The 21289-nt window shown below is 60.9% G+C and carries 22 protein-coding genes; 8 read left to right on the forward strand and 14 right to left on the reverse strand.

Translation table 11 applies throughout. The features are described 5' to 3' along the window. The first annotated feature begins 46 nt into the window (after positions 1-46). Positions 47-454 carry a S4 domain-containing protein gene (locus LIY45_RS14120; protein WP_017478112.1) on the forward strand — a complete coding sequence of 136 codons (408 nt, stop codon included), beginning with the start codon at positions 47-49 and terminating at the stop codon, positions 452-454. A 42-nt stretch (positions 455-496) separates the two neighbouring features. Here LIY45_RS14120 and LIY45_RS14125 read toward each other — a convergent pair whose 3' ends face one another. Beyond that, positions 497-1297 (reverse strand): phosphatase PAP2 family protein, encoded by an 801-nt coding sequence (locus LIY45_RS14125; protein ID WP_226476692.1) that lies wholly within the window; start codon positions 1295-1297, stop codon positions 497-499. A gap of 125 nt (positions 1298-1422) precedes the next feature. Here LIY45_RS14125 and hslO point away from each other — a divergent pair, with 125 nt between their 5' ends. Then, complete coding sequence (hslO, locus tag LIY45_RS14130) at positions 1423-2325, forward strand: Hsp33 family molecular chaperone HslO (RefSeq protein WP_017478114.1); 903 nt, start codon at positions 1423-1425, stop codon at positions 2323-2325. A 179-nt stretch (positions 2326-2504) separates the two neighbouring features. Further along, entirely contained in the window at positions 2505-4046 is a 1542-nt protein-coding gene (locus tag LIY45_RS14135) for a phosphoenolpyruvate carboxykinase (protein ID WP_017478115.1), read from the forward strand. 57 nt (positions 4047-4103) lie between these two features. Here LIY45_RS14135 and LIY45_RS14140 read toward each other — a convergent pair whose 3' ends face one another. The 5 genes from LIY45_RS14140 to LIY45_RS14160 all read right to left on the reverse strand — a co-directional run bounded on the left by LIY45_RS14140 (position 4104) and on the right by LIY45_RS14160 (position 6996). Then, positions 4104-4955, reverse strand: coding sequence for a DMT family transporter (locus LIY45_RS14140; protein ID WP_226476768.1), 852 nt, complete (start codon positions 4953-4955; stop codon positions 4104-4106). Positions 4956-5070: 115 nt separating this feature from the next. Next, entirely contained in the window at positions 5071-5448 is a 378-nt protein-coding gene (locus tag LIY45_RS14145; RefSeq protein ID WP_226476693.1) for a DUF1493 family protein, read from the reverse strand. Positions 5449-5616: 168 nt separating this feature from the next. Beyond that, a complete protein-coding gene (locus LIY45_RS14150) occupies positions 5617-5919 on the reverse strand; it encodes a hypothetical protein (protein ID WP_226476694.1) in 303 nt (100 codons plus the stop codon). A 313-nt stretch (positions 5920-6232) separates the two neighbouring features. Further along, positions 6233-6826 (reverse strand): putative adenosine monophosphate-protein transferase Fic, encoded by a 594-nt coding sequence (locus tag LIY45_RS14155; RefSeq protein WP_226476695.1) that lies wholly within the window; start codon positions 6824-6826, stop codon positions 6233-6235. After that, positions 6826-6996: a YhfG family protein gene (locus LIY45_RS14160; protein ID WP_017478120.1), complete on the reverse strand. Its 171-nt coding sequence runs from the start codon at positions 6994-6996 to the stop codon at positions 6826-6828. Before LIY45_RS14160 ends, LIY45_RS14155 begins: the two co-directional genes overlap by 1 nt. Before the next feature lie 209 nt (positions 6997-7205). On the opposite strand from LIY45_RS14160, the gene LIY45_RS14165 reads away from it, so the two are divergent. Both LIY45_RS14165 and LIY45_RS14170 read left to right on the forward strand, forming a co-directional pair. Beyond that, on the forward strand, positions 7206-9143 hold the full coding sequence (locus LIY45_RS14165) for a RecQ family ATP-dependent DNA helicase (RefSeq protein ID WP_226476696.1): 1938 nt from the start codon (positions 7206-7208) through the stop codon (positions 9141-9143). Between the two features lie 22 nt (positions 9144-9165). Beyond that, on the forward strand, positions 9166-9597 hold the full coding sequence (locus LIY45_RS14170; RefSeq protein WP_017478122.1) for a thioesterase family protein: 432 nt from the start codon (positions 9166-9168) through the stop codon (positions 9595-9597). A gap of 132 nt (positions 9598-9729) precedes the next feature. Here the strand turns inward: LIY45_RS14170 and LIY45_RS14175 are convergent, their stop codons facing one another. From LIY45_RS14175 to LIY45_RS14190, 4 genes are all read right to left on the reverse strand, one after another. Further along, positions 9730-10206, reverse strand: coding sequence for a YMGG-like glycine zipper-containing protein (locus LIY45_RS14175; RefSeq protein WP_017478123.1), 477 nt, complete (start codon positions 10204-10206; stop codon positions 9730-9732). Between the two features lie 231 nt (positions 10207-10437). Continuing rightward, positions 10438-12786, reverse strand: a complete 2349-nt coding sequence (locus LIY45_RS14180) for an FdhF/YdeP family oxidoreductase (RefSeq protein ID WP_063033578.1) — start codon at positions 12784-12786, stop codon at positions 10438-10440. Beyond that, entirely contained in the window at positions 12783-13622 is an 840-nt protein-coding gene (fdhD, locus tag LIY45_RS14185) for a formate dehydrogenase accessory sulfurtransferase FdhD (protein WP_017478125.1), read from the reverse strand. Before fdhD ends, LIY45_RS14180 begins: the two co-directional genes overlap by 4 nt. A 95-nt stretch (positions 13623-13717) precedes the next feature. After that, positions 13718-14605 (reverse strand): LysR family transcriptional regulator, encoded by an 888-nt coding sequence (locus tag LIY45_RS14190; protein WP_017478126.1) that lies wholly within the window; start codon positions 14603-14605, stop codon positions 13718-13720. Between the two features lie 159 nt (positions 14606-14764). On the opposite strand from LIY45_RS14190, the gene lysM reads away from it, so the two are divergent. Further along, the gene (lysM, locus tag LIY45_RS14195; protein ID WP_226476697.1) at positions 14765-15211 is read left to right on the forward strand and encodes a peptidoglycan-binding protein LysM; all 447 of its coding nucleotides are present in this window, start codon (positions 14765-14767) and stop codon (positions 15209-15211) included. A 120-nt stretch (positions 15212-15331) separates the two neighbouring features. Here the strand turns inward: lysM and yrfG are convergent, their stop codons facing one another. Next, positions 15332-15994 carry a GMP/IMP nucleotidase gene (yrfG, locus tag LIY45_RS14200; RefSeq protein WP_169386628.1) on the reverse strand — a complete coding sequence of 221 codons (663 nt, stop codon included), beginning with the start codon at positions 15992-15994 and terminating at the stop codon, positions 15332-15334. An 87-nt stretch (positions 15995-16081) separates the two neighbouring features. Here yrfG and nudE point away from each other — a divergent pair, with 87 nt between their 5' ends. Both nudE and cysQ read left to right on the forward strand, forming a co-directional pair. Beyond that, the gene (nudE, locus tag LIY45_RS14205; protein WP_003213218.1) at positions 16082-16648 is read left to right on the forward strand and encodes an ADP compounds hydrolase NudE; all 567 of its coding nucleotides are present in this window, start codon (positions 16082-16084) and stop codon (positions 16646-16648) included. After that, on the forward strand, positions 16645-17481 hold the full coding sequence (gene cysQ, locus LIY45_RS14210) for a 3'(2'),5'-bisphosphate nucleotidase CysQ (RefSeq protein ID WP_017478129.1): 837 nt from the start codon (positions 16645-16647) through the stop codon (positions 17479-17481). The genes nudE and cysQ overlap by 4 nt, the downstream gene beginning before the upstream one ends. Before the next feature lie 127 nt (positions 17482-17608). Here the strand turns inward: cysQ and LIY45_RS14215 are convergent, their stop codons facing one another. From LIY45_RS14215 to LIY45_RS14225, 3 genes are read right to left on the reverse strand one after another with little or no spacing between them, the layout of a single operon-like run. Beyond that, positions 17609-18064 (reverse strand): YiiD C-terminal domain-containing protein, encoded by a 456-nt coding sequence (locus LIY45_RS14215; RefSeq protein WP_226476698.1) that lies wholly within the window; start codon positions 18062-18064, stop codon positions 17609-17611. Between the two features lie 27 nt (positions 18065-18091). Beyond that, positions 18092-19477 (reverse strand): sigma-54 dependent transcriptional regulator, encoded by a 1386-nt coding sequence (locus LIY45_RS14220; RefSeq protein ID WP_226476699.1) that lies wholly within the window; start codon positions 19475-19477, stop codon positions 18092-18094. Continuing rightward, positions 19474-21282: an ATP-binding protein gene (locus tag LIY45_RS14225; protein WP_026078049.1), complete on the reverse strand. Its 1809-nt coding sequence runs from the start codon at positions 21280-21282 to the stop codon at positions 19474-19476. Before LIY45_RS14225 ends, LIY45_RS14220 begins: the two co-directional genes overlap by 4 nt. Positions 21283-21289: the final 7 nt, after the last annotated feature.

A 21289-nucleotide genomic window follows, 5' to 3' on the forward strand; every position in this document is an offset into this window, starting at 1 on the left:
GGGTTCAACGGTAAAGTTGCGACATTTTTCAGAGCGAGGAATTCAAGTGGCTCAGAAGCAGGAAGAGGAAGAAAAAGTCCGGCTGGACAAGTGGTTGTGGGCGGCGCGCTTCTTCAAGACCCGCGCCCTGGCCAAAGCGGCCATCGAGAGTGGCAAGGTGCACTGGCGCGGTGAGCGTTGCAAGCCCGGCAAGGAGCCGCGCATTGGCGATGAATTCCAGATTCGCGCCGGTTTTGATGAACGAACCGTCGTGGTCCAGGCGCTTTCAATTGTGCGAAAGGGCGCTCCCGAGGCGCAGGCGTTGTATACCGAGACCGAAGCCAGTATCGCCAAGCGCGAAAACGCGGCGGCCATGCGCAAGGCGGGCTCCCTGGGCATGACCACCGACGGCAAGCCGAGCAAGAAACAGCGGCGCGACCTGTTCAAGTTTCGCGGCAGTGGCAATGATGATTAACCGGCAGACTGCAGGAGCCAGGCCGGCTCCTGCAACTTCAACTCAAACGCTGCGAATCACGCTCAAGCGATTAACCAGCGGCACCCGCTGAAACCACTCAAACACTGGTCCCGTCAGCCGCAACAGCCCTCCTGAAACCTTCGCCGCGAAGGGCGTGTAGTAACCCCAACCCAACGCCAACAGCGCCAGCAACACCCCGCCGATATAGTCGTCCTGCCCCCAATGCGCGCCGGCCACCAGCCGCGGCATCATGAACAGCAGTGCCAGCCCCCAGATCACCAAGACCTGCCCGAGGCGCTTGGCGAACACGGTCATGAACATCCCCCAGATCAACAACACCGAAGCATGATCCCCCGGAAAACTCTGGCTGGAGCGGTCCTTCAATTCCCACGCTTTCTCAAGACCGGGGAAATAGTCACTCATCTGAATCGCCCCGCTGATCACCATCGACGGGCTATGGTGTTGCCAGCCCATCTGCGCTGCGAGCTTGGAAAACAGCATGCGGATAAACAACAACAGCAGCAGAATGCCCAGGAAGCCGAAAAACGCCTGGCGCACTTCAATCGTCTTGAACACCCAGTCGCCGCGGATCAACAGCGCCAGCAGAATCACCCCCACCACGGCATCAAACGGGCGCAAACTGGCCACCGCCCACACATGCAACCACGCCTCGCTGCTCGCCAAGGGGTCGTTGAGCAGATGAAACAGCCACTCGTCGAAAACCACACAGACCGCCTGGCCCGCTGGCCAGAGCCAAAAACACAGCAGCCCCACAGCGAATAAATTGCACAGGGCCAATCCCCCGAGGTTCCACCTGGCTTGGAACAAACCCGGATTGTTCATAAACTGTTTCCTCTTTGCTTTAAAGCGCTTCGTTTTCCTGGAGAAGGCCGCACCAAAATGGTGCTAAAGCGTGTAATTCTATAAACGTTGTCATCTTTTTGTCATCAATTCAGATACCCAGACCTATGACTGATCTACCGGATACCGACTTCACCCAACGCTTCATCTTCGACGACAGCGACGCCCGTGGCGAACTGGTCGCCCTGGAGCGCAGCTATGCCGAAGTCCTCGCCAAGCACCCCTATCCGGAGCCGGTCGCGCAGTTGCTCGGCGAGCTGATGGCCGCCGCTTCGCTGCTGGTGGGCACCCTGAAGTTCGACGGCTTGCTGATCCTGCAGGCCCGCTCCGAAGGCCCGATCCCGCTGCTGATGATCGAATGCTCCAGCGAGCGTGAAATCCGTGGCCTGGCCCGATACGACGCGGACCGGATTGCCGCCGATGCGACCCTGGCTGACCTGATGCCTGACGGCGTGCTCGCACTGACCGTCGACCCGACTGAAGGCCAGCGTTACCAGGGCATCGTCGACCTCGACGGCGAAACCCTGTCCGACTGCTTCACCAACTATTTCGTGATGTCCCAGCAAGTGGGCACCCGCTTCTGGCTCAACGCCGACGGCAAGCGCGCCCGTGGCCTGCTGCTGCAACAACTGCCGGCCGACCGCATCAAGGACGAAGAAGACCGTGCCGACAGCTGGGCCCATATCACCGCCCTGGCCGGCACCTTGAAAGCCGAAGAACTGCTGGGCCTGGACAACGAAACCATCCTGCACCGCCTCTACCACGAAGAGGCCGTGCGCCTGTTCGACGTGCAATCCCTGCACTTCCACTGCAGTTGCTCCCGCGAGCGCTCGGCCACGGCCTTGGTCAGCCTGGGCCTGGAAGATGCGCAGGACCTGGTGGTGGAACACGGTGGCAACATCGAGATTGACTGCCAGTTCTGCAACCAGCGCTACCTGTTCGACGCCGCCGATATTGCTCAATTATTCGCCGGCGCGGGCGTAGACACCCCTTCAGGCACCCGCCACTAAAACGTTTAAGCACAGGTAAATCACCTGTCAAACGCCGGATTTCCGCCGTTCTGACCGGAGGGCCCTACTCTTTTTGGGCTTTTCTGGCATAATCCGGCCCACTTTTTTCGCGGTAGTAGTGCGCAACTTTCTACTACAAAACGTTTGGAGCACTCGGCCACTGGCCGACGGGGAACCTCATGACGCAAGCCAATAACGCCGTATACACCGATCTGAGTGTTGACGATCTGGTCAAAGAAGCCCTGCAGCGCGGTGAAGGCGTGCTTGCCGATACCGGCGCGCTGGTCGTAGAAACCGGTCATCGTACCGGCCGTTCGCCAGTTGACCGCTTCATCGTTGAAGAGCCTTCCACCCAGGCTGCCATTGCCTGGGGCCCGATCAACCGCAAGTTCCCGGCCGACAAGTTCGATGCCCTGTGGGCTCGCGTCGAGGCATTCAACAACGCCCAAGAGCATTTCGTTTCCCACGTTCACGTAGGGGCTGCAGAAGACCACTACCTGGCCGTGAAAATGACCACCCAGACTGCCTGGCAGAACCTGTTCGGTCGTTGCCTGTTCATCAACCCGGCCCAGTACAACCCGGCCGGTCGTGAAGAGTGGCAAGTGCTCAACGTGGCCAACTTCGAATGCGTGCCAGAGCGTGACGGCACCAACTCCGACGGTTGCGTGATCCTTAACTTCGCCCAGAAAAAAGTGCTGATCGCCGGCATGCGTTACGCCGGTGAGATGAAAAAAGCCATGTTCTCGGTGCAGAACTTCCTGCTGCCGGCCTCCGACGTACTGCCGATGCACTGCGCTGCCAACATCGGCGAAGCCGGCGACGTGACCCTGTTCTTCGGCCTGTCGGGCACGGGTAAAACCACCCTGTCCGCCGACGAAAGCCGCTACCTGATCGGCGACGACGAACACGGCTGGGGCGAAGGTGTTGTGTTCAACATCGAAGGCGGTTGCTATGCCAAGTGCATCGACCTGTCCGAGAAGAACGAGCCGGTTATCTGGAAAGCCATCAAGCACGGCGCCGTGCTGGAAAACGTCGTCATCGATGACGCCAAGCACGCCGACTACGCTGACGTCAGCCTGACCCAGAACAGCCGCGCCGCCTACCCGCTGGAACACGTTGCCAAGCGCTCCGAGAAAAACCTCGGTGGCGAGCCAAACGCCGTGATCTTCCTGACCTGCGACCTGACCGGCGTACTGCCGCCAGTCTCGATCCTCAGCGAAGAACAAGCGGCCTACCACTTCCTGTCCGGCTACACCGCACTGGTGGGCTCGACCGAAATGGGTTCGGGCGCCGGTATCAAGTCGACCTTCTCCACCTGCTTCGGCGCACCGTTCTTCCCGCGCCCGGCCGGCGAATACGCAGAGCTGCTGATCAAGCGCATCCGCGGCTTCGGCTCCAAGGTTTACCTGGTCAACACCGGCTGGACCGGCGGCGGCTACGGCGTTGGCAAGCGCTTCAACATCCCGACCACCCGTGGCGTGATTGCAGCGATCCAGAGCGGTGCGTTGATTGGTGCCGAGACCGAGCACCTCGATACCATCAACCTGGACGTGCCATTGGCTGTACCGGGCGTCGAGACTGGCCTGCTGAACCCACGTAACACCTGGGCTGACAAGGCTGCCTACGATGAAGCCGCCAAGGCGCTGGCGGGTCTGTTCGTTGAGAACTTCAAGAAGTTTGAAGTGAGCGACGCGATCAAGGCTGCGGGTCCGAAGTTGTAAGATTCGGCCGTTGTGAAAAAGCCGCCCCGTGTGGGCGGCTTTTTTGTGGGCGATGGATTAGTCGACGAGGTGCAAAACCACGGCCCCGACCAACACCAGCACGACGCCGGTTACTTGCACCGCTGACAGCCGTTCCTTGAAAAACACAAACCCCAGAATCGCCGCGATCCCACCTGATAGCGTGCTGATCACCGTTACCACGGAAACCGACCCCGCCATCGCGCCCCACGAGAATGCCGAGAATCCACCCAGGTTCATCACGCTCGCCCCGGTCAGCGTTGCGCAGTTTTTCAGCGGTGGGATTTTCAGGCCGTCTTTGATCTTAAGTACCATCAACACCAGCACGCACAGCCCTACCAGGTAACCCAGCCAAAGCATCGTCACCGGGCCAAGCGTCGGCAGGGTGTAACGGCCTTGCACCCAGAAGCTGGTGCCGTAGAGCAACGCTGCGAGCATCGCGTAGGCGATAGAGCGACTTGAGCTGTTGTGTGGGACGCCGTTGTCCTTGTGGATGCTGGAGAGGATCACACCCACCACGCACAGGGCGATGCAGCCGAGTTGGATCAGGCTGATGTGTTCGCCGCTGGCCCATGACAGCAACGTAGTCACCACGCCGTAGGACGTCACCAGAGGCGCGACGATGGCCGCTTTGCCCAGGGCGAAGGCCTTGGACAGTGCGAGGGCACCGGCGACGGTCAGCAGGGCTGCTGCGGCACCCAGGAGCCAGACACTCAAAGGCGCCGCGAGGGATTTGACGAGGAAGGCCGGGAATATGACCAGCAGCAGGGTCATGATCAGGAAGCCCAGGGCCTGGCCGAAGTACACCGCGCGTTTGACGCCGACGGCTCGGGCGTTGAGGCCCACGAGGAAGTCCGTGCCGCCCCAGAGCAGGGCGGCCAGCAGGCCCATTAGTACGTCCATGTAAGGTCCTTGTTATTTTTTTGAGGGCTGCGGTGTATCGGCTTATAGGTGTGTTGACTGTCCGGGCCTCATCGCGGGCAAGCCCGGCTCCCACATTAGATCTTTAGCGTGTTTGAGGTGTGTGTTCGCTCAGGCTTTCCAGGGTTTGCGTGTCCCAGCGTTGGGCCTTGATAGCCAGGTAAAGCATGCCGATGGTCAGCGGGATTTTGTCGACGCGGCCTTTGGCTCTGTGCTTCAGGAAGACATCGAAGACGGGAGGTTGGAAATAACGATAAGCGTCGTAGTCGTTCAAGTCGACAGCGAAGTCTTGCTCCAGCGCTTCCAGCAATTGATTGGCTTCGGTGCCGTCGCAACCCAGGTCCAGGTTGATGGCCGTTTCAAGGCGCAGCGTCTTGTATTCGGGCAGGCCAATTTCCTCATGCAGCAGTTGCAAGAGCTGTTGCATGGCAAGGTCTTCAGGAAAGTTGGGGGCCAGGTTCATGGTGGTTACGCGTGAGTGGGCAGGGCGACTGACTTTATCGATCGAACCATGATCCTTCAAACGAAACAGGTCAAGTGTGGGAGCCGGGCTTGCCCGCGATGGCAGTGTGTCAGTGGTAGAGGTGTTTTCTGACACTCCGCTATCGCAGGCAAGCCAGCTCCCACATTTTTAGCTGTGTGGCTGCTCAGATGGCGTTCGCTTTACGGCGTCGGCGGTGGTGAGTTGCATCATTCCGTATTGGGCGGCTTCCAGCAGGTCACAGCCATCCTGGACCAGCAAATACAGTGCGTTGGTGATGTGGGAAATGTCTTTGATGTCCGCCTGTTCATAGGTCAGGCAGGAGAGGGTCTCTAGGAGGTCGGCAGCTGCCTGGATGTCTTCGGCAGCGGCGTCGGTGTCGATGAGAAGCGGATATGTCTCGGTAAAGTTGGTTGTCAGAAAGCGGTAGCGATTAACTGTCGAGTTGGTCATTGGAATGGTCCGAACACAAATTCAAAGGAATACGCCAAACGAACTGGCGTGTTTATCTCTGCTGTTTTTCGGGTGACCAAGCCCGGCCGCTGAATTTGCAGCGACGGAGCGAACCTTGGCGGGAGTGTGGGGCGAGAGCAGTAAACAGATCGTTACCAGCTTTAACGGGCACTGATCGTTCCCACGCTCCGCGTGGGAATGCATCCCGTGACGCTCCGCGTCACCAGTGTTCATGGCTTGGGTCGTGCGCGGATTACGGGACGCGGAGCGTCCCTGGCGGCATTCCCACGCGGAGCGTAGGGAACGATCGGGGCTAGCGCGGGGTGCTGATACACCGCTCGAAAATCGCCTCCAACCCCCGGTAATCACACGCCACCGCATCGATGTTCGCCGGTATCCACGCTGCGTTCTTCACCAGCCACCAGTTCACTGAAAACCCGGCATTCACGATGATCTGCTCGAACAGAATCCGCTGCGCCCGGCCATTCCCTTCGCGAAACGGGTGGATCACGTTGAGGTCGCCATAGGCCTCGGCAATTTGCGTCACCAACTCTGTCTGCGTCACACCGACAAACCAGTTGGCCTGCGCCATGTGCTGGATGATCTTGGCTGCCTCAGGTGGAATTCGTTCCGGCGTGCAGAACAGCGTGTCGCCTTTCTGGATGTTGACCGTACGCAGTTCCCCGGCCCATTCGTAGATGTCCCCGAACAGGGTGCGGTGGATGTGTTGCAAGCGTTCAAGGTCGTAGGGCGGGGGATACAGCGGAAGGCTGCCTACGGCAATTTCAGACAGTTCCCGCTCGGCCTGGTGCAGGCGTTCTTCGTCGAACAAATCGAGGCGGTTGCGCAGGACGCTGCTACCGGGGTAGCAGTACGGGTCTTGGCCCACGCCATATTTGTCGAGCATCAGCGTGGGGTGTTGCGGTACTTGGCGAGGACGGCTTCGCGGGTCGGCAGGGGTTTGTCGACGTCGGCGGGCTGGGTGTCGAACCCTTCCAGGCGCAGGCTGGCCAGGTAGTTGGAACGGCGGATCTTGTGGTAGTGATCCTGCTTTTGCTCAAACGTCAGTTCGGCCATGACAGCGTCCTCTCGGTGCGAAGTTTGATTGTAGCGCAATGAGTTTCGAGATGCGTCCTGCGTAAGGTCGGAACGTTTCTCACGGGTGCCTACTCCACTTCCCAGGCTGTGTATCATCCAGACTCTTTTTTCCTTGCGACCTTTCTCGATTCGCTGAATGCGCTGGTCTATGTTTTGGGCTCGTTCAGCGGTCAATGGAGTGACAGCTTATGCACAACACCCTCCAACAGGTCTTTGGTTATCCACAGTTTCGTTTGGGCCAGGAAGCGGTGGTCAGTGCCGTGCTGGCCGGTCGTTCGGCGGCGGCGATTTTCCCCACGGGCTCTGGCAAGTCCTTGTGTTATCAACTTTCTGCCGTGCTGCTGCCGCATCTGACGCTGGTGGTGTCGCCGTTGCTGGCGCTGATGCAGGATCAGTTGGGTTTCTTGCAGCGCCACGGTATCTCGGCGGGCAGCATCGATTCGGCCCAGAGCCGCGATGATGCCAATGACGTCATGGCCCGGGCGCGCTCGGGCGAGCTGAAAATCCTGATGGTTTCCGTGGAGCGCTTGAAGAACGAGCGCTTTCGCAATTTCCTGCGAAGCGTGCCGATCTCGCTGCTGGTGGTGGACGAAGCTCACTGTATTTCCGAGTGGGGCCACAACTTTCGTCCGGACTACCTGAAGCTGCCGGACTACCAGCGTCAGTTCCGCATTCCCCAGGCGCTGTTGTTGACTGCCACGGCGACGCCCAAGGTGATCGCCGACATGCAGGCCAAGTTCGCCATTGCACCGGACGATGTGATCACCACCGGCTTCTACCGCTCCAACCTAAACCTGTTGGTGGAGCCGGTCAGCGGCCAGGACAAGCGCCGCCGTCTGGTGGAATGGATGAAGGAGCGGGCCGATCAGCCGAGCATCGTCTACGTCACCCTGCAGAAAACCGCCGAACACATTGCCGAGCATTTGAATCGCAACGGCATCCAGGCCGAGGCTTATCACGCGGGCTTGGCCCACGATAAACGCGAGGGCATTCAGAAGCGGTTCATGGGCGGCCAGTCCAATTGCATCGTCGCCACCATTGCTTTCGGCATGGGCATCGACAAGAGCGATATCCGCAATGTGGTGCACTTCGATCTGCCCAAATCCATCGAGAACTACAGTCAGGAAATCGGCCGGGCCGGGCGTGACGGGCAGCCATCTGACTGTCTGGTGTTGGCCAACCGCGACAGCCTGAATATCCTGGAAAACTTTGTGTACGGCGACACGCCGGAGCAGGAAGGGATTCGCCGCGTCCTGGAGGAAATACAGGCGGTCCGTGGTGATGGGCAATGGGAGTTTTTGCTTCGGTCACTGTCGGACCACAGCAATATCCGTGAACTGCCTCTGAAGACCTTGCTCGTGCAGCTTGAACTCAAGGGTGTGATCGCGCCGCGCTACGCGTTTTACGCCGAGTACCGCTTCAAGTATCTGATTGAGCCGGACGCATTGCTGGCGCGCTTTTCCGGCGAACGGCAGCAGTTTGTCGCGGCGATTATCCAGGTCTGTAAAAGGGCAAAGACCTGGGCGACGGTGGATTTCGACGCGCTGTATCAACAGCATCAGGCCGAGCGCAGTCGGGTGGTGAAGGCCCTGGATTACTTCCAGGAGCAGGGCCTGATCGAGATGGAAAGCAAGCAGATGACCGAGGTCTACGCCCTGCTGAATACCGACTTTGATCCACAGGCGCTTAGTACGGAGTTATACACAGGCTTCAAGCAGCATGAGGTGACGGAGGTGGCGCGGATTCACGCCATGCTGGATCTGTTCGCTACGCAGGAGTGCCTGGGTTACCGCCTGGCGCATTACTTTGGTGATGAAAACGCGCCCCGGCAGTGCGGGCATTGTTCGGTGTGCCACGGTAACGTCGCCCACTTGCCGGCGCCGCCGAGCTTGCCGCCGCTTGTGGATAAAAACTTCCAGGCGCTGTGCGGTGAATTTATCCACAGGCATCATGAATACAACGGCCACTTACCGGGCGCTGAGCGGTTGACGCGGTTCCTGGGCGGGATCAGCGTGCCGTTGTTTACCAAGCTGAAGGCGCGGACTATTCCTGGTTTCGCCGCACTTGAGGAATATCCCTACGCCGAGGTGCGTGAATGGGCCGAAGCTCATTTGAACGACCTGTAACTTCACTGACCGAGATCTTTCCATGTCCGACTCAATGCCACAGCGCGCCGATTATCGCCACTTCCAGCCAATCATCACGCGCTGGCACGACAACGATGTTTATGGCCACGTGAATAACGTCACCTACTACAGCTTCTTCGACACAGCGGTGAATACCTACCTGATCGAGCAGGGCGGGTTGGATATTCATGACGGCGAGGTGGTGGGATTCGTGGTGAGTTCGGCGTGCGACTACTTCGCCTCGATTGCCTTTCCGGACCGCATCGAGATCGGCCTGCGGGTGGGCAAGCTGGGCAACAGTTCGGTGCAGTATGAGTTGGCGGTGTTCAAGGCGGGCGAAGAGGACGCCTGTGCTGCGGGGAGGTTCGTGCATGTGTTTGTGGATCGGGCGTCGAACCAGCCGGTGACGATTCCAGAAGCGCTGCGAGGTGCCTTGCAGCGCTTGGTGGCTTAACGCCGCTTATGTGGGAGCTGGCGTGCCTGCGATAGCATCGCCGCGATTTGACTGATACACCGAGGCGACTGCATCGCAGGCTAGCCAGCTCCCACACTATTTTGCTGCGTTTTCCGGAAGGTATTTCCAGTCTTAGCGGTGGCGATTGTGATGCTTGTTGCGATGCCCATAAGCATGGCCGCGCCCGCGATGGTCGTCGCGGTCATAGCGGCGGTTATCGCGCCCACGGTAACGACGATCATCGTCATCGCTCTTGTTGCCCATGTAGTTGCCCAGTGCGCCACCGGCGCCACCGCCGGCTGCTGCGCCGATCAGGCTGCCGGTGCTGCCGCCGACACTGCGGCCTACAACGTTGCCGCCGGCTGCGCCCAATGCGCCGCCAATAGCAGCTTCGCCGCGGCTGCGCTTGTCTGCGCCCACCGCACTGCCGCCTGCGCCGCCGAGAGCCGCACCGATGGCTGAACCGGTGTTACCGCCCAATTGCTGACCTACGACTGAACCTAAAACCCCGCCCAATGCGCCGCCCACACCGGCTTCGGTGGTGCCACCGGCCATGGCTGCGCCACTGACCAGGCCAAGGGACAGCAAGAGAATCGAGGAGAACTTCATAGAGGAACCTCAAGAGGATGACGGCGCGATCCTGAGGTTGTATCGAGACGGTGACAATCGAAACCCGACCAGTGGTATGGGTTGTATACAATTCTCTAAGTTGCTGTTTTTTATAGGGAACTTAAGTTGTTTTTGCGAGTCTTTATTTACTTCGGAACGGCCGCTTTTATGCAAAAGCGGCCTTTTTTGTGCCTGTAAAAAGCGCGGGTGCTGTCTGTGGCGAGGTGTCGCTTAGGCCGACTTCGCCATGATCAAGCCGGTTGCACTCGCTGCTTCCAAGCGGATCGCCACAAACTTCGACGTTGGCGTATGGCTGCCATCCCCAGTGCTTTCCAGCGGCACCAGCGGATTCACTTCCGGGTAATAAGCTGCAGCCTGGCCCGCCGGAATATCAAACGCCAGCAAGGTAAAGCCCTTCACCCGGCGCTCACGGCCGTCATCCCAGATCGACACGATATCGGCCTTCTGCCCCGGCTTGAAGCCCAGGCGGATGATGTCGGCTTCGTTGACGAACAACACATCCCGCTGACCCTTGACCCCGCGATAGCGGTCGTCCAGGCCATAAATGGTGGTGTTGTACTGATCGTGGGAGCGCATCGACTGCATGATCAGGTCCGGCAATTGCCCGGTGTTGCGGGTGCGTTCGTGTACCAGATCCTTGGGCAGGATGTTCGGGCGGAAGTTGGCACGGCCCGACGGGGTGTTCCAGCGACGTGCACCGGCCGAGTTGCCCAGGTAGAAACCGCCCGGGTTTTTCAGGCGTTCGTTGAAGTCCTTGAAGCCTGGAATGGTGTCGGCGATCAGGTCGCGAATGCGGTCGTAATCGGCCACCAGCCAGTTCCAGTCCACCGGCTTGCTGCCCAATGTAGCGGCGGCAATGCCCGCCAGAATCGCAGGTTCGGATTTCATCTGTTTCGACAATGGCTGCAGCTGGCCATTGGAGGCATGGACCATGCTGAAGGAATCTTCCACGGTCACCGCTTGCGGGCCTTCGGCCTGGATGTCGATGTCGGTACGGCCCAGGCATGGCAGGATCAACGCGTCCTTGCCGTGCATCAGGTGGCTGCGGTTGAGCTTGGTGCTGATCTGCACGGTCAGGTCGCAATTGCGCAGGGCTTCAAAGGTGCGCGGGCTGTCCGGCGTGGCTTGGGCAAAGTTGCCACCCAGGCCGATAAAGACCTTGGAGCGGCCTTCGAGCATGGCGTGAATGGCTTCCACCACGTTGTGGCCATTGTCCCGCGGTACCTGGAACTGGAAGCGACGCTCCAGGGAGTCGAGGAACGCCACCGGTGGCCGTTCGTTGATGCCCATGGTGCGGTCGCCCTGCACGTTGCTGTGGCCACGCACCGGGCACAGGCCCGCGCCCGGGCGGCCGATGTTGCCGCGCAGCAGCATCAGGTTGGCGATTTCCTGGATGGTCGGCACCGAGTGGCGATGTTGGGTGATGCCCATCGCCCAGCACATGATCACGTTCTTGCCTTTGGCGTACATGCGCGCCGCTTGCTCGATCTCCACCAAGGTCAGGCCGGACTGCTCGACGATCTCATCCCATGAGGTGTCGTCGATCTTGCCCAGGTAATCCAGCACGTTGGCGGTGTGTTCGTTGAGGAAGTCGTGGTCGAACACGGCCTCCTTGCCTTCGGCCTGGGCCTGGCGTTCCCACAGCAGCAGGAATTTGGCCATGCCCCGCAGGATGGCCATGTCGCCACCCAGCGCCGGGCGGAAGTAGGCGGTGTTGGTCGGCTTGTCGCCGTTGGTGAGCATTTCCAGCGGGTGTTGCGGGTGCTGGAAACGTTCCAGACCACGCTCTTTCAGCGGGTTGATGCACACCACTTGGGCGCCGCGTTTTACCGCCTCGCGCAGTGGCTCGAGCATGCGAGGGTGGTTGGTGCCGGGGTTCTGGCCCCAGACGAAAATTGCGTCCGCATGTTCGAAGTCATCGAAGGTCACGGTGCCTTTGCCCACGCCCACGCTTTGCGCCAGGGCGACGCCGCTGGCTTCGTGGCACATGTTCGAGCAGTCCGGGAAGTTGTTGGTGCCGTAGGCACGCACGAACAGTTGATACAGGTAGGCCGCTTCGTTGCTGGCCCGGCCCGAGGTATAGAACTCGGCCATGTCCGGGTTTGGCAGCGCATTGAGGTGCTTGCCGATCAGGTCGAACGCCGACTCCCAACTGATGGGTTTGTAGCGGTCGGTTTCGGCGTCATAGCTCATTGGCTCGGTCAGGCGGCCCTGATACTCCAGCCAGTAGTCGCTCTGCTCCAGCAGCGCGCTGACGCTGTGCTTGGCGAAGAAGGCCGCATCGACCCGACGCTTGGTGGCTTCCCAGTTGACTGCCTTGGCGCCGTTTTCGCAGAACTTGACCATGCCGCTTTCCGGCGAATCACCCCAGGCGCAGCCCGGGCAGTCGAAGCCGCCGTTCTGGTTGGTCTTGAGCATCATGCGGATGTTTTTCAGCGCGTTGTCGCTGGTCAGCCAGGCTTGCGCCACGCTGATCAGGGCGCCCCAGCCACCCGCCGGGCCTTTGTAGGGCTTGTAGCGCGGGGTGGGTTTGTCGTCGGCTTGATGATGAGTGCTCACGCTTGATTCTCCATCGCAGGGCTATAGACCCGCGGCGCACTTTTCTGCGGCAGGTGGATGAGATTGAGGTTGTGTCGGCGGGCCCATTGCAAGGCCAGGCCGGTGGGCGACGACAGGCTGACCAAGGTCTGGATGCCTGCGCGCAATACTTTCTGGATCAGTTCGAGGCTGCAGCGACTGGTGACAATCGCCAGGCCACCGTCGGTCGGGATCTTTTGGCGGATCAGCGCGCCGATCAGCTTGTCGAGGGCGTTATGCCGGCCGATGTCTTCACGGCCCAGCAGCAATTCGCCCTGATTGTTCATGAAGACTGCCGCGTGCACTGCGCCGCTGTACTGGCCCAGCGGTTGAAACGCGCTGATGCGCTGGCGCAGGCCGTCCAGCCATTCGGCAGGCGGCAAGGGCGCGCCGGGCAGCACCTTGAGGTCGGGCAGCGCTTGCTCCACGGCTTCTACGCCGCACAGTCCACAGCCGCTGGTGCCAGCCAGTTGCCGGCGCTGCTGCTTCATATTCCAGAAGGCGCGGCTGGAAATCTGCACCTGGGCGTATTGGGTCGAACCCGAGCCGCTGATTTTCAGGTCATAAATATCGCTAACGTCTTCGATAATGCCGCTACCGATGCTGAAGCCGACAATGAAGTCTTCAAGGTCGGTCGGCGTTACCAGCATCACCGCTTGGCTGATGTCGTTATAGGCAATCGCCAACGCCACTTCCTCGGCGAGCGCGGTGCTGGCCGATTCGGTGTGTTCGAGATTACAAAACTGGTAGCTCTGGCTGGCGGCGGGCGCGGGCGTTTCGAGGGCGGGCGCCGCGCAGACTGGGCGCTGGGCGTTCATTGGGCATTACCACCGGAAGTATTCAGCTGTAAGACTAGGCGCGACAAAGGGTCGCGTCTAATCGTCAGTACTGATCTACCGATAGATGCTGTCGATCAAGGCTCCAGCAGCGATTTCTGGTACAGCGCAAAACAGGCTTCCGCCAATGCCGAGCGGGGCGCGCTGCGCCGCATGATCAGCCCCAGGCGGGCGAGAGTGTGAGCGTCTTCAATGGGTTGCAGGCGCAGATGCTCGGTGAGGGCGTCGAGGCCACCGTCCAGTGGCATCACCGCGCAACACAGGCCGCCGTGCACGGCTTGTAACAATTGGTGGACGGCGTCGGTCTGCAACAGCGGCTGCGGGTTGAGGCCGCGGCTGTGGAAGTTGTGGTCAATGGACTGGCGAAAGTGCATGCCGCTGGTGAGCATGCCCAACGGCAGTTCTATCAACGCTTCCCAGCTCAGGGGCTTGTCACCGAAGCTGAAGAACCGTTGGTCGTACAGCAGGCCCATGCGGGTTTCGCCCAAGGCCAGGGAGTCGAAACGCTCGGCGTCCAGGCGTTCGAGGTACGACACGCCGAGGTCCAGGCGGTTGCTCGCCAGTTGTTCAAGGATTTGCTCGGAGCTTAATGCGGACAACTCGAAGCGCAGGCTCGGGTGTTCCTTGTGCAGCTTCTGCATCAATGCCAGTGGATCGAAACTCGACAACGGCACCACCCCCAGGCGCAACGTGCCCACCAGATTGCCGCGACAAGCAGCGGCCTCGGCCTGCAAACCGTCGTAGGCTGCCAGCACCGTGCGCGCCCAGGCCAGCACGCGTTCGCCGGGGGCGGTAAAGCCTTCGAAGCGCTGGCCGCGATTGACCAGCGGTAGCTGCAGCTCTTCTTCCAGGCTGCGCAGGCGCATCGACAGGGTCGGCTGGGTAATGTGGCAGCGTGCAGCGGCCTGGCCGAAGTGACGGGTTTCGTCGAGGGCGATGAGGAATTTCAGTTGCTTGATGTCCATCTTCGCTCCAGGGCGTTGTCCAGGTGGGGATTCTAGCGCGTTTGGGTCTGTGGTCAGGAGCGGTAGGAGTTATCCGGTCTTTGGTCAGGCTGGAACCCAATTCTGTAGGACTGGTCTAGTCTTTGGCATCTGGAAATTAAATCCCAAGGAGAGCGCACCATGAGTATTTTCAGTTTTGTTAAGGAAGCGGGCGAGAAGTTGATTGATCTGTTAACGCCGGGTAATGCCAACGCGAGTGATGAGCTGAAGAAGCACATAAAGGAAGTCGGGCTGGGTAATCCCAACATCACCGCGACGGTTGATGGCGATAAGGTCACCGTCAAGGGTGAAGTGGGCAGCCAGGAAGAGAAAGAAAAAATCATTTTGGCCGCTGGCAATATTGCCGGTGTTGGCAGCGTGGATGACCAAATTACCGTGGCTGCCGGCGCACCTGTTGTCGCGGCTGCACGCTTTGTTGTGGTTAAAAAAGGCGACACGCTGAGCGCGATCTCCCTGGCGGTCTATGGCAACGCCAACCAGTACAACAAAATCTTCGAGGCCAACAAGCCGCTGCTGTCCCATCCGGACAAAATCTACCCAGGGCAGACGCTGCGTATTCCTGAGTAATACGCGGACCCAATGTAGGAGCGGGCTTGCTCGCGAAAGCGGTGGACCAGTCAATATATTCAGTGGCTGACACACCGCATTCGCGAGCAAGCCCGCTCCCACATTGGATCTTCAGCGTTGTTACAAACCTACGATCAATTCCCGGTAATCCCCAACCGCTGCAAACTCCGCCGTGTCCTTAGGCCCCTTCCGGCTGTCCGGTTCCTTCACCGCCAGCAAGTGCCCCACGCCAAAGTCCCGGGCACTGCGCAGGATCGGCAAGGTGTCATCGATAAACAGGCTGCGGGCCGGGTCGAAGGCGATGTCGGCGTGCAGGGCGTCCCAGAACTGTGGGTTTTCCTTGGCAAAACCATAGTCATGGGAACTGATCAGTCGTTCGAAATAAGGCGCCAACTCGATGCGTTCCAGTTTCAGCGACAGCGAATCCCGATGGGCGTTGGTGATCAGGATCACTCGCTTGCCTGCCTGTTTGATCGCCGCCAGGAACGTATCGGCATCCGGGCGCAGGGCGATCAGGTGCGCGGTTTCCAGCTTGAGCTCGCGCACCGGGATCTTGAGTTCGGTGCTCCAGAAATCCAGGCAATACCATTGCAACTGTCCGGCGTTACGCTCGAACAATGGTTGCAACTCCATCTCGGCCATGGCCCGGCTCACACCATGCAGCTCGGCATAGCGCTGGGGCAGGTGCTCCATCCAGAAATGGTTGTCGAAGTGCAGGTCGAGCAAGGTGCCGTCCATGTCCAGCAGGACGGTGTCGATGGCGTGCCAGGGCAATGGAGGCATAAAGAACACTCATGTAAGAAAAGATATCCGACACAGACAATCGGAAAAGCCACGGTATAGTAACCCGATCACGCCAAGGAGCCGCTCATGCGCCAGAAACCCACCGTCCTCGCCCGCGAAATAGTCGCCAGTAGCCGTTTGTTCCGCGTGGAGGAAGTGCAATTGCGCTTTTCCAATGGCGTGGAGCGGACCTACGAGCGCCTGGTGGGCAGGGGGGCCGGTTATGGTGCGGTGATGATCGTGGCGATGATCGACTCGGACCATGCGTTGCTGATCGAAGAATATTGCGGCGGTACCGACGAGTATGAGCTGTCACTGCCCAAGGGCTTGATCGAACCGGGCGAAGACGTGTTGGCGGCAGCCGACCGTGAGCTCAAGGAAGAAGCCGGTTTTGGCGCCCGCCAGCTGGAACACATCACCGAGCTGTCGCTGTCCCCCGGCTACATGAGCCAGAAAATCCAGGTGGTGCTGGCCACCGAACTGTACGAAGAGCGCCTGGAAGGCGACGAGCCGGAGCCGATGCGCGTCGACCGGGTCAACCTGCGGGAGCTCTCGCAGTTGGCGCAGAACGAGCAGTTCAGCGAGGGCCGCGCCTTGGCGGCGCTGTATCTGGTGCGCGACCTGTTGACTCAACGCGGGGCGTTCCAGCCATGAGCGAACTGTTCCTGGGCCACCCGTTTATTGCCCCCGTGATCGAATTGGCCCGCCAGGCCGGTGAAGTCATCCTGCCGTATTGGCGCGCCGATGTTGCCGTGACCACCAAGACCGATGATTCACCGGTCACCGCCGCCGATCTGGCGGCCCATCACCTGATCCTTGCCGGGCTTACTGCCCTGGACCCGAGCATCCCGGTGCTCTCGGAGGAAGACGCCGACATTGACCAGAGCGTGCGCGCCGGTTGGCAGCGCTGGTGGCTGGTGGACCCGCTGGATGGCACCAAGGAGTTCATCTCCGGCAGCGAGGAGTTCACCGTCAACATTGCCTTGATCGAAAAAGGCCGCGTGGTGTTTGGCGTAGTGTCGATGCCCACCAGTGGTCGGTGCTACTTCGGTGGTGCCGGTCTGGGGGCCTGGCGTTCCGATGTGGGCGCTGCGCCCAAGCAAATCCAGGTGCGACAGACACCGGCAACGGGTGAAGCCTTTACCGTGGTTGCCAGTCGTCGCCATACCAGCCCCGAGCAGGACCGCTTGCTCGCCGGCTTGAGTGCCGGATTGGGTGAGTTGAAGCTGGCGAATATCGGCAGCTCGTTGAAATTTTGCCTGTTGGCCGAAGGCAGCGCCGATTGCTACCCACGCCTGGCGCCCACCTCGCAGTGGGACACCGCCGCGGCACAGGGCGTACTGGAAGGGGCGGGTGGGGAAGTGCTGGAGTTGAATGGGCAGCCGTTCAGCTATCCGGCGCGGGAGTCGCTACTGAATCCGTTCTTTTTGGCATTGCCGGCTAAAGCGGAGTGGCGTGAGCGGTTACTGACTCTTGCCCGTTCTTAAACCAAACACCGATCAATTGTGGGAGCTGGCTTGCCTGCGATAGCGGTGGGCCAGCCAACAAAAATATCGACTGACAGTACGCTATCGCAGGCAAGCCAGCTCCCACAGTGGTTATGGGTAATGGCTTCTAGCGGTGCAGGACGTACTGCCCGATAAAGGTCACGGCGCGCTCTTCACTGCCCTCATTGACGATCCACGTCTCCAACGCCAAGCGCGCCCGGCCATAACGCTTATAGGTCGCCAAAAACCGCTTCCACACCTTCTCATCAGGTGCCGGGCAAATCGCCGTCGCATCGGTGGTCACCGGCAGCGGATAACTGATCTGCCCTTCCTGAATCACGATGTGCCCGTCTTCGATCCCTTCCTCGCGCAATTGCAAATGCAGCCAACCCCAACCCGCCAGCACGGCACCGCAATACAGGCTGCCACCAAACATGGTGCTCTTGTGGTTGATGTTGGCGCCCAGCGGCAAGTGCAGTTGCAGTTGCCGGTCCTGCCAGTCGAGTACCTTGAGGCCCATTTCCCGGGTCAGGGGAATGTCGTGGTGAAGGATCGATTCCAGGTAACGGCTATCGCGACTCATGGTGGCCTCGTGGCAGGTGGAAAAGGGTCATTCGTCGTCAGCGTGACTGTGGCTGCTGTCAGCGAAATTCAGCCCGTGCTTGCGCAGTTTGTCGTGCAGGGTTTTACGCGGCACGCCCAGGGCCTCGGCGAGGCTGCGCATGGAGTTGTGGGTGCGCGCCAGTTCCGCGGCGATCAGGCTTTTTTCAAACTGCTCGACCTGTTCGCTCAAGCCACCGGGCGTACTGGTCAGGACGCTGGTTGAAGGGTTGTCCGGGGTGCTGTCCAGCGCCAGTTCAAGGCCCAGGGCGAAACGCTCGGCGGCGTTTTGCAGCTCGCGCACATTGCCCGGCCAGCTGTGACGTAACAGCAGCGCGCGTTGCCCCGGTTGCAGCTCTTTCATCGGTAGCCCGTGGCGGGTACTGGCTTCGTCGGCAAAGTGCTGGAACAGCATCAACGCATCCTCACCCCGCTCACGCAGCGGCGGAATGCGCAGCGGCGCGACGTTGAGGCGGTAATACAAGTCGGCCCGGAATCGCCCCTGGTCGGCAGCTTGGCGCAGGTCTTCCTTGGTGGCGGCGATGATGCGGATATCCAGCGGGATCAGCTGATTGCCGCCAAGACGCTCCACCACGCGCTCCTGCAACAGTCGCAGCAGCTTGACCTGCACATCCAGGCTCATGCTTTCGATTTCGTCGAGAAACAGCGTGCCGCCATTGGCGAATTCGAACTTGCCGATGCGCCGCTTCTGGGCGCCGGTAAAGGCCCCCGGCTCGTGGCCAAACAACTCGCTTTCCACCACCGACTCGGCCAGTGCGCCGGCGTTGATCGCCACAAACGGGCCGGTGCGCCGGTTCGACAGGTCGTGCAGCGCACGGGCCACCACCTCTTTGCCGGCGCCGGTCTCGCCGAGGATCAGCACGTCGGCCTTGGTCGCCGCCAGCGCACCAATCTGCTCGCGCAGGCGCAGCATCTGCGGTGAGTGTCCCACCAGGCGGGTGCTCAATTGTTGGCGGTCGCTCAAGGCCAGGCGCAGGCTGCGGTTGTCCAGCACCAAACGACGCAAGGCCAGGGCGCGGCGCACGCTGTCGAGCAGGGCGTCGCTGGCGAAGGGTTTTTCCAGGAAGTCATAGGCGCCGGTACGCATGGCCTGCACCGCCAGTGGCACGTCGCCGTGGCCGGTGATCAGCAGCACCGGCAGCTCCGGGTCCTGGGCGTGGAGTTCCCTCAACAATTCCAGGCCGTCCATGCCCGGCATGCGGATGTCGCTCACCACGACCCCTGGCCAATCCCGGGACAGGCGCGCGGTCAGGCCCTGGGCTTCGCCGAGGGGCAGGACCTTCAGCCCGGCCAGGTCCAGGGTCTGGCACAGGGCCTGACGCAGGTGTGGATCATCGTCGATCAACACCACCTGAATCTGGTTATCGATACTCATACACTGCGGTCCTCGGACGGTTGCAGACTGACACCCGGAGCCCCGGCGCGCAGTTTCAAGGTTAACAGCGCGCCGCCTTCCTTGTGGTTGGCGAACAACAGTTCACCGCCAAAGGCGCGCATCAGGGTGTCGCAGATCGCCAGCCCCAACCCCAGGCCCTGGGTGCGGGTCTTGGTGGTGTAGAAGGGCTCGCTGGCGCGGCCCAGGGCTTCCATGCAGAACCCCGGGCCGTTGTCGCGAATGTACAGGTTGACGCCCTGTTCGGTGGTTTGGGCACTCAACCAGAGTTTGCGCGGCGGGCCCTTTTCGGTCAGGGCGTCCAAAGCGTTGGCCAGCAGGTTGCCCAGCACCTGGCGCAGGCGGGTTTCGCCGGCTGCGACCCACAAGGTGGCTTCGGGCAAATCGCGGATCAACTCGACTTCCATGGACCGCCTGCGCTTGGCCAGCAGCGCCAGCGCATCATCCAGGGCCGGTTGCAGGGCCACGCTTTCCGGTGCGTGGCGGTCGCGTCGGGCGAAGGCGCGCAAGTGGGCGATGATCGAGGCCATGCGCCCGGTCAACTCGCTGATCAGCTTGAGGTTGCCACGGGCGTCGTCGGTGCGTTGGTGGTCCAGCAGGATCTCGGCGTTTTCCGCGTAGCTGCGAATCGCCGCCAGGGGCTGGTTGAGTTCGTGGCTGATACTCGCCGACATGGTGCCCAGCGCCGATAACTTGCCGGCCTGCACCAGGTCATCCTGGGCACGTACCAGTTCCTGCTGGGCGTGCTCGCGCTCCAGCACTTCCTGTTTCAGCCGGCGGTTGAGGCCTTCCAGGTCGCTGGTCCGCTCGATCACGCGCATCTCCAGCTCGCGGCGGGCCTTGGCTTCGAAGGCGATGCGTTCCAGGTAGTGACGACGACGCTGCATCATCAGGCCGAGCAACAGCATCAGCACCAGCAAGGCGGCGCCACCCACGGCGACCACGGTACGCACTGGGCGGCTGATCAAGGTACGCGGCGCGAGAATCTCGACTTTCCAGCCGGTTTCGGCGATGTCCGTGGATTGGCGCACCCACGCCGTCGGGCTGAGGCTCAGCGGCTGCGGGTCGCGGGTCGGGTAGGGCTGGATGGCGATGATGGCGCGGCGTTCTTCGTCCGTCAGCGGGCGGGTGGCGCGGAATCGCCATTGCGGACGCGAGGTCAGAATCACCACGCCGTTGTGGTCGGTGACCAGCAATTGTTCGGGGGTGTTGCCCCACAGGCTTTCGGTGTGGTCCAGGTCGACCTTGACCACCAGCACACCGATGATCTTATCGCCATCGCGCACGGCGGCGGCGAAGAAATAGCCGCGTTTGGCCGAGGTGGTGCCCAGTCCGAAGAAGCGCCCCAGGCGCCCGGCCATGGCTTCGCTGAAGTACGGGCGAAAGGAGAAATTACGCCCGACGAAGCTGTCCTGCTTGTCCCAGTTGGACGCGGCGAGGGTCTTGCCGGTGGTGTCCATCAGGTACATCACTTCCACCCCGGCCTGGGCGGCGACGTCCTTGAGCAGGTGGTTGGCGTTGACCAGGTTGGTGCTGACCTGGGGCGCATCGATGGCGGTACGCAGGGCCGGCAGGTCGCCGAGAATTTGTGGCAACACTTCGTAGCGGTGCAGGGTGCCCAGCAGGTTGGCGACGTACAGGTCCAGCGTCTGACGGTTCTGCCCGGCCAGTTCACTGCGGTAATAGCGCTCGGCCAGGTGCTCCAGCGGCCACAACAGCGGTGCCAGGCACAGCGCCAGCAACGCCAGGCTGCGCCAGCGGGGTCTTCGCGGAAGGGGTGGAGTCATGGGAGTC

The organism is Pseudomonas sp. MWU16-30323, from assembly GCF_020515595.1.
Taxonomy (GTDB): Bacteria; Pseudomonadota; Gammaproteobacteria; order Pseudomonadales; family Pseudomonadaceae; genus Aquipseudomonas; species Aquipseudomonas yamanorum.

What these genes read in the sequence shown, in the direction of transcription:
- LIY45_RS14175 (WP_017478123.1), bottom strand. Translation starts at nt 10,206, where the DNA reads ATGAAGTTCTCCTCGATTCTCTTGCTGTCCCTTGGCCTGGTCAGTGGC.
- LIY45_RS14140 (WP_226476768.1), bottom strand. Translation starts at nt 4,955, where the DNA reads ATGGGCCTGCTGGCCGCCCTGCTCTGGGGCGGCACGGACTTCCTCGTG.
- LIY45_RS14135 (WP_017478115.1), top strand. Translation starts at nt 2,505, where the DNA reads ATGACGCAAGCCAATAACGCCGTATACACCGATCTGAGTGTTGACGAT.
- LIY45_RS14150 (WP_226476694.1), bottom strand. Translation starts at nt 5,919, where the DNA reads ATGACCAACTCGACAGTTAATCGCTACCGCTTTCTGACAACCAACTTT.
- LIY45_RS14225 (WP_026078049.1), bottom strand. Translation starts at nt 21,282, where the DNA reads ATGACTCCACCCCTTCCGCGAAGACCCCGCTGGCGCAGCCTGGCGTTG.
- LIY45_RS14170 (WP_017478122.1), top strand. Translation starts at nt 9,166, where the DNA reads ATGTCCGACTCAATGCCACAGCGCGCCGATTATCGCCACTTCCAGCCA.
- hslO (WP_017478114.1), top strand. Translation starts at nt 1,423, where the DNA reads ATGACTGATCTACCGGATACCGACTTCACCCAACGCTTCATCTTCGAC.
- LIY45_RS14125 (WP_226476692.1), bottom strand. Translation starts at nt 1,297, where the DNA reads ATGAACAATCCGGGTTTGTTCCAAGCCAGGTGGAACCTCGGGGGATTG.
- LIY45_RS14220 (WP_226476699.1), bottom strand. Translation starts at nt 19,477, where the DNA reads ATGAGTATCGATAACCAGATTCAGGTGGTGTTGATCGACGATGATCCA.
- LIY45_RS14145 (WP_226476693.1), bottom strand. Translation starts at nt 5,448, where the DNA reads ATGAACCTGGCCCCCAACTTTCCTGAAGACCTTGCCATGCAACAGCTC.
- LIY45_RS14155 (WP_226476695.1), bottom strand. Translation starts at nt 6,826, where the DNA reads ATGCTCGACAAATATGGCGTGGGCCAAGACCCGTACTGCTACCCCGGT.
- LIY45_RS14165 (WP_226476696.1), top strand. Translation starts at nt 7,206, where the DNA reads ATGCACAACACCCTCCAACAGGTCTTTGGTTATCCACAGTTTCGTTTG.
- cysQ (WP_017478129.1), top strand. Translation starts at nt 16,645, where the DNA reads ATGAGCGAACTGTTCCTGGGCCACCCGTTTATTGCCCCCGTGATCGAA.
- nudE (WP_003213218.1), top strand. Translation starts at nt 16,082, where the DNA reads ATGCGCCAGAAACCCACCGTCCTCGCCCGCGAAATAGTCGCCAGTAGC.
- LIY45_RS14160 (WP_017478120.1), bottom strand. Translation starts at nt 6,996, where the DNA reads ATGGCCGAACTGACGTTTGAGCAAAAGCAGGATCACTACCACAAGATC.
- lysM (WP_226476697.1), top strand. Translation starts at nt 14,765, where the DNA reads ATGAGTATTTTCAGTTTTGTTAAGGAAGCGGGCGAGAAGTTGATTGAT.
- yrfG (WP_169386628.1), bottom strand. Translation starts at nt 15,994, where the DNA reads ATGCCTCCATTGCCCTGGCACGCCATCGACACCGTCCTGCTGGACATG.
- fdhD (WP_017478125.1), bottom strand. Translation starts at nt 13,622, where the DNA reads ATGAACGCCCAGCGCCCAGTCTGCGCGGCGCCCGCCCTCGAAACGCCC.
- LIY45_RS14190 (WP_017478126.1), bottom strand. Translation starts at nt 14,605, where the DNA reads ATGGACATCAAGCAACTGAAATTCCTCATCGCCCTCGACGAAACCCGT.
- LIY45_RS14215 (WP_226476698.1), bottom strand. Translation starts at nt 18,064, where the DNA reads ATGAGTCGCGATAGCCGTTACCTGGAATCGATCCTTCACCACGACATT.